Here is a 12,212-nt window from a genome sequence, read left to right on the forward strand (position 1 = left end):
GTGGTGGGGCGTCGGCATTCGGCCCAACTTCGGGCAGCTTCGGTCCGCCTACGGGTCGATCACCGGCGACACACCCTGGCTGCTCGCGATGAGACTCCACTTCTCGGCGAAGTACAACGCGCCGGACTTGCCGACGTGGATGCCGTGGACGATTACCGCGCTCCGGTTCGCGTTGTAGGAGAAGAACGGCGCGCCGGAATCGCCGTCCTGGGGTGCCGTGCCTTTGTCGTAGGTGACCAGATCACGGGTGCACAGGCCCGCGTAGCACAATTGCCCGGTGGTGTTCACGACCCGATGGCCGCATTTCTCGAACGTCGCCGCGCCGCTGCGGCAGTAATCGCTGCGGCCCGCCACGGGATCGGCCGCGCCGGCCACCCGGATCGTCTTTCCGGTCGCGTCGCCGACGTAGATCTCCCGCCCGTAGTAGCCGGTTTGCAGGGTGGCGACGAGGGCGAGGTCGCGGTCCGGGTAGTTCCAGTTGTAGAAATCGCCGACGTACGCGCCGCTGCCGGTGTTCTGCACCGGTCGGCCGATCGGCACCCCCGGCACGTACCCGCAGTGGCCGGCGGTGAGCAGGTAGCGGTTGCCGTCCGGGTCCTGGACCGCGAAACCGCTGGTGCACCTGCCGGCGCCCACGGTGATGGCCGCGCCGCCCCGGAACGGGCGCGCGTCGTTCTGCCGCGAGTCGCGGCCTCCGGTGCCGTAGCGGTGCTCCACCGCGATCGACAGCCCGGCCGACAGCGGGCGGAGCGCGTCGCGCGGGGCGTCGGAGGTCACCACCATGACGTCGCGGGCGAGGTCGAACACCGAGCCGAACACGTGCGACGGGTCCCGCCGCGCCTGCGCGCGGATCCGGGCGTCGACCGCGTCGACCGCCGCCCGGGTCGTGCCGCTGCGCTTCACGACCGGGGCGACGCCGGGGACCGCGAAGTCCGCCGCGGTGCGCGTGCTGCCCGCCGGCAGCACGACCACGAAATCACCGCTCGGATCGTCCCGGTAAAGACCCAGCGCGCCCTGCCCGGCGATTCTTCCCCGGAGGATCTCGACGGATCCCGGCGGTGCGCCGGCCGCCTGCGCGATCATTCCCGGCGGGATCAGGAGCACGGCCGCCACAACGGCCGAGAACACGGCTCTACGACGGGTGGACACGTTGTTCCTCCATACGGTCGTCCTGGGATTCGAACGGTGCCGGGCGTCGGGTGCGAGGAGGTGCACGTCAGGGGGCGGCGCGAAACGACCGCCTGCCGAATGACCGCCATGCTAACGGCCGGCGGACCGCCCCCGGGCCGCCGGAAAGGAAATTGCTCCGAACGTCCCGGATTCGCGGCCGGCTGTCGGAGCCGCCCCTCGCGCGTGCGCGGAACCACTCGTTCGTGCGAGTGGTGTCCCCGGCTGGCGGATGGCCGGCCGGGCGTCCGGACTGCCAGGCTCCACCACTGTGACGGACACCGCCCCCGCCGCCCAGGCGACCGCGACCTCCGACTGGACCACGCCGAGCGGGCTGGGCACGTCCGCCGCCCGCGTCGCGGCCCAGTTCACCCGCCTCCTGCCGGAACCGCCGTCCGCCGGGCTCCCGCCGGCCGCGCCGGCGCCCGTCGGGCCGCCGGTGACCGCGCGGATACCGGGGATCAACGCGCCGCTGCCCGGCGTGCCGAGCGCGCACGAACTGGCCCGGCTGCTGCTCGGCGCGACGCCGGCCGCCGACGCCGTGCACGACCCGGCCTACGTCGAGCGGCCGTGGGGCGACGGCACGCACCCGCCGCTCTACGTGCCGATGGTGGAGCGGGTGAACGAGCCGCTCACCGCCGCCGTGGAGGACGGGCTGGTCGCGTGGGCCGCCGAGTGCGGTTTCGTCGGCGACGAACTCGACATGATGCGCGCCGCCGGGTTCGGCCGGCTCGCCGTGCTCACCCACACCGACTCCGACGACCCCGAGCACCTGCTCATCGCGGCCAAGCTGAACGCCGCCTGGTGGGCCGCCGACGACCTGTACGCCGACAGCAGCGAGATGGGCGCGACGCCGACCGAGCTGCCGCCCCGGCTCGCGCTGGCCATGGCCGCGATGGACCCGCTGCCGGACGCGGGCGAGTTCACCGCCCCGCTGGACGAGGCGCTGGCGGCCGAGCCGGTGCTGGTCGCGCTGCGCTCCGGGATCGACCACCTGGCCCGGTACAGCACGCCGGCGCAGGTGCAGCGGGTGAACTACTCGACGTTCGCCATGTTCGTCAGCTGGAACGCCTACGCGGCGTGGCGGCACACCGCCGAGTACCCGCCGGCGTGGAAGTACCTGGCGACCCGCCAGCACGACACGTTCTACACGTCGATGACGGTGATCGACCCGGTCGGCGGCTACGAGGTGCCGGCGAACCTGTACTACGACCCCAGGGTGCGGCGCGCGGCGTTCCAGGCGGGTACGGCGGCGGTGCTGGTGAACGACCTGCTCTCGGTGGCCAAGGACGCGGCCGACGAGAACCCGGTGGTCAACATGGTGCTCCAGATCGCGGCCGACCGGCAGTGCCCGGTCGCCGAGGCCACCGAGGTCACGGTGGACCTGCACAACCGGATGGTGCGCGACTTCGAGGAGGGGCACCGGGAGCTGCTGGCCGTCCCGTCCCCCGAACTCCAGCGCTTCCTGCGCGGGCTGCGGTCGTGGATGGGCGGCGGCTTCGAGTGGCACAACACGAACCCGCGCTACCGGGCGTGAGGCCCGCCGGGGCTGTCGTGGGCCGTGCCCGAGCGCCGCACCACCTCCTCGCACGGTGACCGGATCCGCCGGAACGGGAACCCCGACCGCGAACAGGTCGAGGCGGCGGTCCTGTCACTGGCGCGCGGCGGCCACCTGATCCTCTCGGCGGACGACGAGACCCACGTCCAGGTGCGGCTGCGCCCGGACGGGATCTACGAGCCGGAGCACCGCGCGGGCTCGGCCGCCGACCACCACCGGACCTCGACCGTGTCGGCGGACGAGGTCCGCACCGCGTTCGCCGGGTGGTCGCGCGGCGACGAGGACTGGGCCGCACCGCTCACCTGGCGCTCGATCGGCTCGATGTTCGACGCCTCCGAGTAGGGCACCGCCTCACCGGCCGTCCACGGGGTAGGGCTTCCCGGCCGCCTTGAGCGCGATGGCCTGGGCCAGCTTGTCGAGGTCGTCGGCCAGTTCGACCTCGACCTCGGCCAGTTCCACGCGGTAGCGGGGTTCCCCGGCGGGCGGGGAGTGGACGCTCTCCTCCATCAGTCTGACGATGTAGCGGCCCAACCTGGTGTTGACGCTGCTGAGCCAGGTGTTGAACAGCAACTCGTCCTTGGTCACCGCACCGAGCACCGTCCCATCCGTTCCACGACGCCGACGACCCGGACACGAGCCGTCGAAACCAACGTAGGGACGAGAACGGGTAGCCGGGTGCACATATCCGGTAACAATCGGTGAGTTGCGGCCCCGCGGGCGCACTCTCGCGCGGTCACCCCGAATATCCGCGCCCGGCAACGTCGTCGGGCGGCGGGCGGACCCCGGCCACGTGGTGTGGCGAACAGCCGGCACCCGGCGCAACAGGCGTACCCGCGACGGGTGACCGCCGGATCGACCGTGGCGGAGTGTGGTCTGCACCAGTGCGGTTTCCACGCGACGTGGCCGGGCGAGCCACCCGAACGCGTCCCGACGGGTGCGCTCCGGTGCCTCGGTTCCGTTGCCGGACAACGGGTTCACGCAGACCGCAGATCGCGGGACGGGCAGGGGGAACGGTGACGGACGGCGGGGGACGTGGGCCGTCCGTCACCGGGAGATCAGTTCGGCCGCCTTCTCCGCGATCATCGCGGTCGGGGTGTTGGTGTTGCCGGAGACGATCGACGGCATGATCGACGCGTCGGCCACCCGCAGGCCCTCGATGCCGCGCACCCGCAGCTCGGCGTCGACCACGCTGCCCATGGCGCACGTGCCGGACTGGTGGTGGTAGGTGACCACGGACCGCCGCACGTAGTCGCGCAGCTCCAGCTTGCCCGGGTACAGCTCGTCCGCGCCCCACTCCTTGAGCGCCCGCTCGTGGCCGATCTCCTGGCACAGCAGCACGGCCTCGACCAGGGCGTCCACATCGGACTGCGCGGAGAGCACGCGCGGGTCGATCAGCGGCGGACCGTCCGGAGCGGACAGCGTGATCCGCCCGGTGCTCTCCGGCCGGATCAGCCCGGCCATCAACGAGAACCCGTTGTCCGGGCCGGTCATCCACTTCTCGTACAGCGGGGCGCTGAAGTGCAGCGGCTGGAGGTCGGGGCCCGCCAGTCCCGGCCGGCTGCGCCAGAACAGGTGGGTCTGCGCGGGCGGGACGCCCGGCGTGTGCCCGATCGGCTTGGCGGCGCTGAAGATCGTGGGCACCAGCCAGTGGTCCTGGAGGTTCTCGCCGACGCCGGGCAGGTCCGCGACCACGTCGACGCCCCACGTCCGCAGGTCGTCGGCGGGCCCGATGCCCGAGCGCAGCAGCACCAGCGGCGAGCCCAGCGCGCCCGCGCTGAGCACGACCTCGCCGGCCCGGACGCGGCGCACCCGGTCGTACTCGGTCCACTCCACGCCCACGCACCGGTCGCCGGACATCAGCAGCTTGCGCACGTGCGCGTTCGTGACGAGGGTGAACCGGGGGTGGTCGAGCACCGGACCGAGGTAGGCACGGGCGGTGGTGTGCCGCTCACCGCCGGCGATGGTGAACTGCATCCGGCTGACCCCGGTCTGGTCGCCGTCGTTGTAGTCCGCGTTGTAGGGCACCCCGGCCTGCTGGGCGGCGGCCAGGATCGCCTCCTGGACCGGGTCGGCGGTGTAGTCGCGCAGGATCGACAGCGGCCCGGACTCGACCCGGCGGAACACCGGCTCGACGTCGGCCCACGACCAGCCCGCGTTGCCGCGCGCCGCCCAGTCGTCGTAGTCGGCGGGGTTGCCGCGCACGTGGATCATCGCGTTGAGCGCGTGCGAACCGCCCAGCACCCGACCCCTCGGCAGGTGCAGGGAGCGGCCCGCCGCGTCCTGCTGCGGGACCGTGCGCAGGCCCCAGTCCTGCGCGCTGTCCCAGAGTTCGTGCATCCGCAGCGGGTCGTGGATGGCGGGGTTGGTGTCCCGGTCGCCGGCCTCCAGGAGCACCACCGTGCCCTCGGTCAGGTCCAGCAGCCTGCGCGCCAGCACACAGCCCGCCGTGCCGCCACCCACCACCACGAAGTCCGCGTCGACCATGCCCCCAGTCCAGCAAACCCCCGGCGTTCCTCCTTGAACCGGAGCGCACGGACGTTGTCCGGCCGCGCATCGAGGGGCGGGCGCGGCCCTCAGCCGGCCGGCCGCGCCCCGGGTCCGGCGACCACGTCGCCCAGCCGCACGATGGTGAACTCGACCTGGGACTGGCCCTCCTCCCAGTGGGCGGCCACCTCGCAGCCGTGCTCCTCCAGGATCTCCCCGGCGGCCCGGTAGTCGCCCAGGAACATCAGGCCCTCCTCGCCCTCGGTGCAGAAGAACGACAGGTGGGCGCGCAGCCCGGGGTGCTCCACCTCCTCCAGCGCCTCCGCCCAGTACTCGTCGGCCTCGGCCTCCAGCGGGAGCAGGCTCTCCGGGCCGTCGCCGAGCGTCAGCACGGCCCGCATCGCGTCGAACAGCGTGCCGTCGGAGACCAGTCGCGGGTACATGACGGTCCAGACGCCGGCCCAGCTCTCGTCGGCGAGGTCGACGCCGTGCCGGTCCACCACGGCGGCGAGGTCCGCGCCGCGCACCAGGCCCGGCGCGAACGACACCTCCGCCACGTCGGCCAGGAACGCCTGGTCCGGCACGGGCAGGCGGGCGTCGACCTCGAAGATCGAACCGGCGGCGTCGAGCTTGGGCGCACCCGCCCGCTCGTCGAGCGCGGCGAAGTCGCAGACGACCGGTTCCGCGCCGCTCAGCGCCGCCGGCCGGACCCAGGCCGGGTCGTGCGCGAAGTCCAGTTCGTGCAGGAGGTTGCCCTGGAGGTACGCGGCGTACACGGCGTCGGCCGGGTAGTCCGACAGCGGCTGGTCCAGCAGGATCCCGAAGGCGTCGACGAGCTGCCGCCGCCAGTCGTCGGAAGTGGAGGGTGCACTGGTCACGCGCGGACTCTACGGTCCGGTGTGGATCTCTGTCGACGGCGCTCGGCGGGGTCGCTCAGGGCCGCACCCGGGCGGCCCGGGACTCCAGGTGGCGCTGCTCGGCGAGGCTCGCGGTGGCCTTCGCGGCACGCCGGTAGTGCTCGTGCGCGCCGGCCGGGTCGCCCGCCTGCTCCAGCAGGTGCGCCCGCACCGACAGCAGCCGGTGGTGCCGCGCCACCCGCTCGTCGGCGTCCAACGTGGCCAGCAGCTCCAGCCCGGCGCGCGGTCCCTCGACCTCGGCGAGCGCGATCGCCCGGTTGAGGGTGACCACCGGGTTGGGCGCGATCCGCTCCAGGATCAGGTAGAGGGCGTGCACCTGCGCCCAGTCGGTCTCCTCGGTCGTGGCCGCGTCGGCGTGCGTGGCGGCGATGGCGGCCTGCAGCTGGTAGGGCCCCAGCGCCGGGCCGGCCAGGGCCTGCTTGACCAGCGCCGTGCCCTCCTCGACCAGGCCGCGGTCCCACCTCGCGCGGTCCTGCTCGTCCAACGGCACCAGGTCGCCGGTCGCCGTCGTGCGCGCCGCCCGGCGGGCGTGGGTGAGCAGCATCAGCGCGAGCAGGCCGGTCACCTCGTCGTCGCCGGGCAGCCGGGCGTGCACCAGCCTGGTCAGCCGGATCGCCTCGCGGGCGAGGTCCGCGCGGTGCAGCTCGCTGCCCGACGACGCGGTGTAGCCCTCGTTGAAGATCAGGTAGAGCACGTGCAGGACGACCCGCAGCCGCTCCTCGCGCTCCTCGCCCACCGGCAGGCTGAACGCGCTGCCGGCGGCCTTGATGCGCTGCTTGGCCCGGCTGATCCGGGCACCCATGGTGGCCTCCGGGACCAGGAACGCGCGGGCGATCTCGGCGGTGGTCAGGCCGCCGACCGCGCGCAGCGTCAGGGCCGTCTGGGAGGCCGGCGTCAACGTCGGGTGGCAGCACAGGAACAGCAGGACCAGCGTGTCGTCGGTGTCGGGCACCTCCTCGGGCACCACCTCGCCGAAGGTCGCCGACTCCCGTTCGCGCCGCGCCTGGTCGCTGCGCAACTGGTCGACCAGCCGCCGCGCCGCCACGGTGGTCAGCCAGCCGCGCGGGTTGTCCGGCACCCCCTCCGCCGGCCACTGGACGGCGGCGGCCAGGACCGCCTCCTGCACCGCGTCCTCGCACCCCTCGAACCGGCCGTACCGGCGCACCAGCGCGCCGAGGATCCGCGGCGTGAGTTCGCGCAGCAGGTCCTCGACGGTCGGTGCGGTCATGCCTCCAATTGTCCCGCCTCCAGCTGCCCGTAGTCGAACATCACCTGGCGCACCTCGACCCCCAGCCCCTCGAACGCGGTGTCCGGGATGCGCGCCGCCAGCTCGACCGCCCGCTCCCGGCTCTCGCAGTCCACCAGGTAGAAGCCGCCCAGGTACTCCTTGGACTCCAGGAACGGCCCGTCGGTCACCACCGGCTGCCCGTTGCGCACGGACACCACGGCGGACTGGGACGGGTCGGCCAGCGCCAGGGTGTTGATCAGCTCGCCGGACTCCTTCACCTCCTCCAGGAACCGGCCGTGCCCCTCGCCGATGGCCGCCTTCTCCTGGTCGGTCAGCGCGTCCAGCACGGCCGGGTTGATGTGCATGCTGATCAGGAACTTCATCTCTGGCTCCTCGTGGTCCGCGAGCCGCCGTCGGGCTCCGCTGCCCGGTGGTCGGAGCCGCGACCGTCCTTTTGACATCCCCGGCGCGAATTCTCCGCCGGCCCGCCACCGGACCGCCGCGCGGCCGTGTCGAGAAACCGGCGGCGGCTCCGACCACCGGGCGGAAGGTCGGGAGAACAGGAGTTCGCGATGCGGGAGAACCGGGCGTGGTGGGGACTGGTCGTCCTCGTGCTGCCGACGCTGCTGGTCGCGCTGGACACGACGGCGCTGCTGCTGGCGCTCCCGGCGTTGAGCGCCGGGCTGGGCGCGAGCGCCGTCGAGCAGCTGTGGATCAGCGACGGCTACGGGCTGGTGGTGGCCGCCCTGGTCATCACGATGGGCACGCTGGGCGACCGGATCGGCCGCCGCCGGCTGCTGCTGACCGGCGCGGCGGCGTTCGCGGCGCTGTCGGTCGTGGCCGCGTTCGCCGCCGACCCCGTGGTGCTGATCGTGGTGCGCGCGCTGCTGGGCGTGGCCGGCGCGGCGCTGACGCCGAGCACGCTCGCGCTGATCACCACCATGTTCCGCGACGAGCGGCGGCGCGGGCAGGCCATCGCGGTCTGGGCGACCTGCCAGTTCGCCGGCGGCGCGCTCGGGCCGGTGCTGGCGGGGTTCCTGCTCCAGCACTTCCGGTGGGGCTCGGTGTTCCTGGTGGCGGTGCCCGCGATGGTGGTGCTGGTGGTCGCCGGGCCGTTCCTGCTGCCGGAGTCGCGCGGCGACGAGGCGGGCCGGCTGGACCCGGTGAGCGTCGGCCTGTCGCTGGTGGCGGTGCTGCTGGTGGTCTACGGCGTCAAGCAGCTCGGCACCGGGGCCGCGCCGGCCGTGCCGGGCGCAGCCCTCGTCGTCGGCGCGGTCGTCGGGGTCTGGTTCGTGCGCCGGCAGTTGCGGCTGGACACGCCGCTGCTGGACCTGCGGCTGTTCGGCCACCGCCCGTTCACGGCGGTGCTCGTGGCGCTGGTCTTCGCCGGCATCGCGATGGCCGGCACCGGCCTGCTGGTGACCCAGTACCTCCAGAGCGTGCTGGGGTTCTCGCCGCTCGCGTCGGCGCTGCTGTTCGCGCCGATGGGCGTGGGCGTGGCGGTCGGCTCCGCGCTGGCCCCCGCCTCGGCCCGCCGGGTGGGGCGGACGGCCGCGATCGCCGGCGGGCTGGCGGTCTCGGCGCTGGGCGCCCTGCTGCTGGTCGCCGTGCGGGGCCTGGGTTCCCTGCCGCTGGTGGTGGCCGGCATCGCGGTGCTCGCGCTGGGCACCGGTCCGCTGTTCGCCCTGGGCACCGGGCTGGTGATCGGCTCGGTGCCGGCCGAGCGGGCGGGCTCGGCGGCGTCGATGTCGGAGACCGGCAACTACTTCGGCGGCTCGCTCGGCTTCGCCCTGCTCGGCCTGGTCGCCACCGCGGTCTACCGCGACCGGATGGGCGGCACGTCCGACTCGCTGTCCGGCGCGGTCGCCGCGAGCCGGGACCTGCCCGCCGAGCAGGGCGCGGACCTGCTGCGCGCCGCGCGGGCGGCGTTCACCACGAGCCTGCACGTCACCGCCGTGGTCTCCGCCGTCCTGTTCGCCGGACTCGCCGTGCTGACCGTGCTCCTGCGCCCGGCGGCCCGTCCCACGCTCCCCGAACCGGCGCTGACCTGATCCCGCCGCACCGGCCGGGGTGGGGGCGTGATCCGGAATTGTCGGTGGTGGTCGATAACGTTCCCGTAGATCACGTCAAGAGGGGACCGAGCATGACTGCCACGACCTACCTGGAGCTGTCCGAGACCGGCGGTGGCGCGCACAAGTTCTACGAAGTGCGGGTCGACGACACCGAGGTCACCATCACCTTCGGGCGCATCGGGGAACAGGGGCAGGTCAGGACCGTGAGCTTCGCCGACCACGCCAAGGCGCTCAAGGCCGCCGAGAAGAAGATCGGCGAGAAGGTGCGCAAGGGCTACGCGCCCGCCGTCAAGGGCGTGCGCGCGCCGCGGGCGGTGAGCCGGCGGCAGATCGTCAGCACCCGCTCGACCGCCCACCAGGCCCCGGTGCTGTGGCGGTTCGCGTCCGGCGCGCCCGCGTTCGGGATCTTCGTCGGCGAGGACCACGCCTGGGTCGGCAACGAGAACGGCGACGTCTACACCCTCACCCACGACGGCCGGGTCACCGGCCGGTTCGGGCTGCCGGACTCGGTCAAGTGCATCGTCGCCGACGACTTCTGGATCTACGCGGGCTGCGACGACGGCCAGGTGTACGACCTGGGTGCGAAGGTGCCCCGGGTGGCGTACGAGATCGCCGACGACGTCGACATCTACTGGCTCGACATCCACGACGGCGTGCTGGGCGTGTCCGACCGCCAGGGCAAGGTGACCGTGGTCGACCACGAGGACGAGTTCCAGTGGTCGGTGCCGGCCTCGGGCGACAGCGCGTGGATGGTCCGCTGCGCGCCGGAGGGCGTGTTCCACGGCCACTCGCGCGGCGTCACCCACTACAGCGGCCGGGGGCACCGCGCGTGGCACGCCGACACCGTCGGGGAGGTGCTGTTCGGCTGGCAGGAGCGCGACGACGTGTTCGCGGGCACCAGCCGGGGCCGGGTGCACCGCTTCGCCAAGGCGGACGGTCGGGAGACGGCCGTCTACCGGTGCGACGCGCCGGTGTTCTCGTGCGCGACCTCGCCGGGCGGGGAGTTCGTGTTCGCGGGCGACAACCAGTCCTCGGTGTACTGCTTCGCCGCCGACGGCACCCGGCTGTGGAAGCTCGCGACCGGCTGCGGCTCGGCGTTCTCCATGCAGTACCGCGACGAACGGCTCTACCTGGTGACCACGGACGGCTCGCTGGCCTGCCTGGACGCGAGCCGGGACGCCGTGCACGCCGCCGAACAGGGCCAACTCCCGCCGCGCCAGGACATCAAGGCCGGTGCCATCGAGCGCGTGGAGGCGACGGCCGAGGTCGAGGTCGTCTCGCACGTGGTGCCCGGCGAGGGCGTCGTCGTGGAGTGCGTGCAGCAGGGCGGCCGGATCAGGGTGCACGTCGTCTCGGACGGCTACGACCACACGTGGGGCGTGCAGTTCCCCAAGAACATCCGCGTACCCGGTGCCCGCTACCTGGTGTCGGAGGTCGTCACGTCGGCCGGCGGCTCGTTCTACCGCACCAGGGGCGAGATCAAGCGCCTGCGCTGACCGGCATCCACCCGCCGGGGTGACTGCCGCCGGCCGCACGGCCGACGGCAGTCCGACGGCATGGGCAGGGCGCGACGGGCGGCGCAGAGGGGCCGGTGCGACAGACGGCGCGGGGGCCGGACGTGGCAGCGGTGTCGTCCTGCCGGCTACGGCGTTCGGGGATGTGGCGGGGAGCGCGGCGTCGGCGCGGGTGGCTCGGCCGAGCCACCCGCGCCGCAGCCCGGTCTCCGCGCGGTCGCCAAGCCGAATTCGGGCCACGCCCCGTCGCAGCATGATCCCCGATGGGCGCGCCGTCGCCTGGTGGCGGTTCTTCTGCTTCCTGGGATCTCGACTGAGCGCCTACCCGACACCTACCAGGCCAGCCCACCCCTGTGCTGCGCTCAACCTCGCTGATCCTCAACGCTTTCCGCGTCCATCCACACCACGTGCACCCGATCCACCCCGGCCGACCGTGAGCTGAGCTGGAACAGCAGCCGAGCGCTCTCCGGACTCCGGGACTGCAAGGGGAAGTCGCCTTCGACGGAGTTGGCCTCGGCGTGGCCGTCATAGGCCAAGCCGTAACCCGCCACGCGGACTTCTTCGCCTCGGCCGTATTCCTCCACGAGGGCGAACAGCCGCGGTGCTTCCTCAGCGGCCGGCTTCTCCATGAGCCGGGTGAACGTCTCCGCGTGTTCCCGTCCTTCCACGGTGCTGGGTGTTGCCTGCTCGGCTGGCTCGTTCACGCGCGGTTCCTCTCGAAGCTCTGGATGAGGTCGGCCGGGTCGTTGCTCGGCAGCGGCGGTCCGACGAGGGAGTACGTCAGGGGCATCTCCCTGATATCCGGCAACGGGGTTGGTCTGGTCCCGAACCGGGGATGCCGGGCGATGCTCTCGGTCAGGGTGCCGAAGACGGCGAAAGCTCCCCAGGCCGCACCGGCCAGGCACAGCAGGTTCGGCACGAACCGGCCGGGGACGGCCCACCGCTCCCGCACCAGATCCAGGTCGGTGGTCGCTTCGCTGAGCGGCCGGAGGAAGGGGGCTGCTGACCGGTTTCCGGTCCAGGGGCGTCGCGAAATGGACGTCATGCCAGACCGCTCCGGGTATGAGAGGCCGGCCCCGGACGGCGTAGTCCAGTGCTGCCTGCAAGGTGCTGTGCTGCGCATCCGGAGTGCTGCTGGGCATCTCGTTGCCTCGCTTCAGGTCTCGGGGATCTCTGGGTGGTGGAGGTGGGGTCGGCTTCGTCCAGCAGACGCACGGCGTAGCGGCCAGGGCGTGGCTGCACCTGGTGAGCCAGGCGCGGAACAGCAGTTCG

Annotated in this window: 12 protein-coding genes; 4 read left to right on the forward strand and 8 right to left on the reverse strand. The window is 73.1% G+C overall.

All coding sequences use genetic code 11. From position 1 onward, the window contains the following. Window positions 1-48: 48 nt before the first annotated feature. Complete coding sequence (locus AC0HI0_RS20020) at window positions 49-1,149, reverse strand: S1 family peptidase (RefSeq protein ID WP_480933893.1); 1,101 nt, start codon at window positions 1,147-1,149, stop codon at window positions 49-51. 271 nt (window positions 1,150-1,420) lie between these two features. On the opposite strand from AC0HI0_RS20020, the gene AC0HI0_RS20025 reads away from it, so the two are divergent. After that, window positions 1,421-2,704: a family 2 encapsulin nanocompartment cargo protein terpene cyclase gene (locus AC0HI0_RS20025; RefSeq protein WP_480934344.1), complete on the forward strand. Its 1,284-nt coding sequence runs from the start codon at window positions 1,421-1,423 to the stop codon at window positions 2,702-2,704. Window positions 2,705-2,728: 24 nt separating this feature from the next. Next, window positions 2,729-3,067, forward strand: coding sequence for a hypothetical protein (locus AC0HI0_RS20030; protein WP_480933894.1), 339 nt, complete (start codon window positions 2,729-2,731; stop codon window positions 3,065-3,067). 9 nt (window positions 3,068-3,076) lie between these two features. On the opposite strand, the gene AC0HI0_RS20035 is transcribed toward AC0HI0_RS20030, so the two are convergent. The 5 genes from AC0HI0_RS20035 to AC0HI0_RS20055 all read right to left on the reverse strand — a co-directional run bounded on the left by AC0HI0_RS20035 (window position 3,077) and on the right by AC0HI0_RS20055 (window position 7,737). Further along, window positions 3,077-3,322, reverse strand: coding sequence for a hypothetical protein (locus AC0HI0_RS20035; protein ID WP_480933895.1), 246 nt, complete (start codon window positions 3,320-3,322; stop codon window positions 3,077-3,079). 447 nt (window positions 3,323-3,769) lie between these two features. Then, the gene (locus AC0HI0_RS20040; protein WP_480933896.1) at window positions 3,770-5,209 is read right to left on the reverse strand and encodes a GMC family oxidoreductase; all 1,440 of its coding nucleotides are present in this window, start codon (window positions 5,207-5,209) and stop codon (window positions 3,770-3,772) included. Window positions 5,210-5,298: 89 nt separating this feature from the next. Then, the gene (locus tag AC0HI0_RS20045; protein ID WP_480933897.1) at window positions 5,299-6,087 is read right to left on the reverse strand and encodes a hypothetical protein; all 789 of its coding nucleotides are present in this window, start codon (window positions 6,085-6,087) and stop codon (window positions 5,299-5,301) included. 55 nt (window positions 6,088-6,142) lie between these two features. Beyond that, window positions 6,143-7,354, reverse strand: coding sequence for an RNA polymerase sigma factor (locus AC0HI0_RS20050; RefSeq protein WP_480933898.1), 1,212 nt, complete (start codon window positions 7,352-7,354; stop codon window positions 6,143-6,145). Next, a complete protein-coding gene (locus AC0HI0_RS20055; protein ID WP_480933899.1) occupies window positions 7,351-7,737 on the reverse strand; it encodes a YciI family protein in 387 nt (128 codons plus the stop codon). The genes AC0HI0_RS20050 and AC0HI0_RS20055 overlap by 4 nt, the downstream gene beginning before the upstream one ends. Before the next feature lie 189 nt (window positions 7,738-7,926). Here AC0HI0_RS20055 and AC0HI0_RS20060 point away from each other — a divergent pair, with 189 nt between their 5' ends. Further along, window positions 7,927-9,405 carry an MFS transporter gene (locus AC0HI0_RS20060; RefSeq protein ID WP_480933900.1) on the forward strand — a complete coding sequence of 493 codons (1,479 nt, stop codon included), beginning with the start codon at window positions 7,927-7,929 and terminating at the stop codon, window positions 9,403-9,405. Between the two features lie 92 nt (window positions 9,406-9,497). Then, the gene (locus AC0HI0_RS20065) at window positions 9,498-10,922 is read left to right on the forward strand and encodes a WGR domain-containing protein (RefSeq protein ID WP_480933901.1); all 1,425 of its coding nucleotides are present in this window, start codon (window positions 9,498-9,500) and stop codon (window positions 10,920-10,922) included. 380 nt (window positions 10,923-11,302) lie between these two features. Here the strand turns inward: AC0HI0_RS20065 and AC0HI0_RS20070 are convergent, their stop codons facing one another. Together AC0HI0_RS20070 and AC0HI0_RS20075 are read right to left on the reverse strand one after the other, a co-directional pair. Next, on the reverse strand, window positions 11,303-11,644 hold the full coding sequence (locus tag AC0HI0_RS20070) for a hypothetical protein (protein WP_480933902.1): 342 nt from the start codon (window positions 11,642-11,644) through the stop codon (window positions 11,303-11,305). Next, entirely contained in the window at window positions 11,641-11,892 is a 252-nt protein-coding gene (locus tag AC0HI0_RS20075; protein ID WP_480933903.1) for a hypothetical protein, read from the reverse strand. The genes AC0HI0_RS20070 and AC0HI0_RS20075 overlap by 4 nt, the downstream gene beginning before the upstream one ends. Between the last annotated feature and the right edge of the window lie 320 nt (window positions 11,893-12,212).

The sequence above is a fragment of the Saccharothrix sp. NBAS 001 genome (genome assembly GCF_056640475.1).

Coding starts and splice junctions, on each gene's coding strand:
- AC0HI0_RS20060 (WP_480933900.1), top strand. CDS start 7,927: ATGCGGGAGAACCGGGCGTGGTGGGGACTGGTCGTCCTCGTGCTGCCG.
- AC0HI0_RS20050 (WP_480933898.1), bottom strand. CDS start 7,354: ATGACCGCACCGACCGTCGAGGACCTGCTGCGCGAACTCACGCCGCGG.
- AC0HI0_RS20055 (WP_480933899.1), bottom strand. CDS start 7,737: ATGAAGTTCCTGATCAGCATGCACATCAACCCGGCCGTGCTGGACGCG.
- AC0HI0_RS20065 (WP_480933901.1), top strand. CDS start 9,498: ATGACTGCCACGACCTACCTGGAGCTGTCCGAGACCGGCGGTGGCGCG.
- AC0HI0_RS20040 (WP_480933896.1), bottom strand. CDS start 5,209: ATGGTCGACGCGGACTTCGTGGTGGTGGGTGGCGGCACGGCGGGCTGT.